The organism is Caballeronia sp. (assembly GCF_049581465.1).
Lineage (GTDB): Bacteria > Pseudomonadota > Gammaproteobacteria > Burkholderiales > Burkholderiaceae > Caballeronia.
On the sequence record NZ_JBAUSA010000852.1, the window covers coordinates 1 to 1,695 of the forward strand.

Here is a 1,695-nt window from a genome sequence, read left to right on the forward strand (position 1 = left end):
CGGCGCCATCCCGACCCTTGCCGCGCGCACGCTCGCCCGCGCTATTGAGGCCCACATTAATCAGCGCCTGTTGGACTATGGATTCTTTAAAACTTGAACTCAAAAAACTTCTGATCGAGGCCCTCGATCTGGAAGACCTGACGCCGGCTGACATTGACGACAATGCGCCGCTGTTCGACACCGACGGTATCGGCCTGGATTCGATCGATGCCCTCGAAATAGGGATTGTGTTGCGCAACCATTACCATCTTTCGCTGGCCGCGAACGACGAACGCACGCGCGACCATTTTCGTTCTATCGAGACGCTCGCGGCGTTGATCGCCAGTCAGGGCACCCAGGAAAAAGTAGCAAGCATGCCGAATGAATTAGAACAAAAAGGAGCGTGAATCTTGACTGAGGAAGAAATTATCGAGCGTATCCAGGCTATCTTCAAAGACAACTTTGGGATTGATCCAGCACGCGTTACGCCAGAGGCCAACCTGTACGAGGATCTCGATCTCGACAGCATCGACGCGGTCGATCTCGCGATCAAGCTCCAGGAGATGACGGGCCGGCGCATCAAGCCGGAAGAGTTCAAGACGGTCCGGACTGTCGGCGACGTGATCGGCGCGGTCGAGTCGCTATTGGCGGCGCAGGGGTGATGCAGGCGGGGGATACGCGGGTGCGCGAAACCGCCGACGCGCACGACCATCGCGCGCCGGGTATCGCACGCGGCGTACTTCAGGTCACGTTGGCGCTCGCGTATCCGGCAACGGTGCTCAGCGCGTGGCTCTGGGACGAGCCGCGATATATCGGCGCGATGTTGCTTGGCCTGCTATGGCTGCAACGCTGGAAAGGGCGAGGCATGGTCGCGATGTCGCTGCGCCGGCTTACACGTATTGACTGGTGCGTGGCGGGTCTGTTGAGTTGCATGTCCACAGGAATCGTGGTGACTGGCAGTGAGCTGTTGCTGCATCTCTATCCGTCGCTCGTGAATCTTGGCTTGCTGGTCGCGTTCGGCGCGACGCTTGTGCGCGGACCTTCGATGATCGAAAAATTTGCCCGCTTGAGCAAGCCGGATCTTGACGCGCACGCCGGGCGCTACACGCGACGGGTGACTCACGTGTGGTGCGCGTTTTTCGCGCTTAACTGCGCGTTCTCGGCCTATACGGCGCTTGCGTGGACCCGCGCCGCCTGGTCGTTGTACAACGGCGGGATTGCCTACGGCCTGATTGGCGCGTTGCTTCTCGGCGAATTCGCGTGGCGTTACGTGGTCGTGCATCCACGGGCTGCTAAGTCGGCGGCATCGGCCACACCGGCACATTCGGAGACAGCATGATCGCGCTTCATGATCTGTTGCTCGATACACGCGATGGCGCTGTGCCTGTATGTGTCGATGGCGCCGTCATCATCGATTTCGGCACCTTCCGTGAGCGCGTACTGTCCCTTGCTTCGGCTCTGCGCTTGCAGTCGGCGCGGCGCTACGCGTTATGCATCGATGACCCGTTCGACTTTGCTTGCGCGCTCTTTGCGCTGTTCGCTTGCGGCAAGGAGCCCGTGGTGCCGGCTAATACCGCGCCTGGATACCTCGCCGATTTGGCCGACGCCTGCGACGCCGCGTTGACCGGCGCCGACATTGACGCGCTGTTGTCTAGTGGTTTGAATGATGTATCGCCCCCGGTTGCACCTGCGATCGATCCAGACGCGCCGCTCACG

General features: G+C 60.5%; 3 protein-coding genes and 1 pseudogene. All 4 read left to right on the forward strand.

Features of this window, described 5'->3' with window-relative positions:
* The first annotated feature begins 77 nt into the window (after nt 1-77).
* Nucleotides 78-386, forward strand: coding sequence for a phosphopantetheine-binding protein (locus WCA53_RS20860; RefSeq protein ID WP_423915113.1), 309 nt, complete (start codon nt 78-80; stop codon nt 384-386).
* Between the two features lie 3 nt (nt 387-389).
* A complete protein-coding gene (locus WCA53_RS20865; RefSeq protein ID WP_423915109.1) occupies nt 390-641 on the forward strand; it encodes an acyl carrier protein in 252 nt (83 codons plus the stop codon).
* Nucleotides 641-1,318 (forward strand): hypothetical protein, encoded by a 678-nt coding sequence (locus WCA53_RS20870; protein WP_423915111.1) that lies wholly within the window; start codon nt 641-643, stop codon nt 1,316-1,318. Before WCA53_RS20865 ends, WCA53_RS20870 begins: the two co-directional genes overlap by 1 nt.
* Nucleotides 1,315-1,695 (forward strand): annotated as a pseudogene (locus WCA53_RS20875) (AMP-dependent synthetase); the annotation flags it as partial. The gene WCA53_RS20870 and the pseudogene WCA53_RS20875, both read left to right, overlap by 4 nt.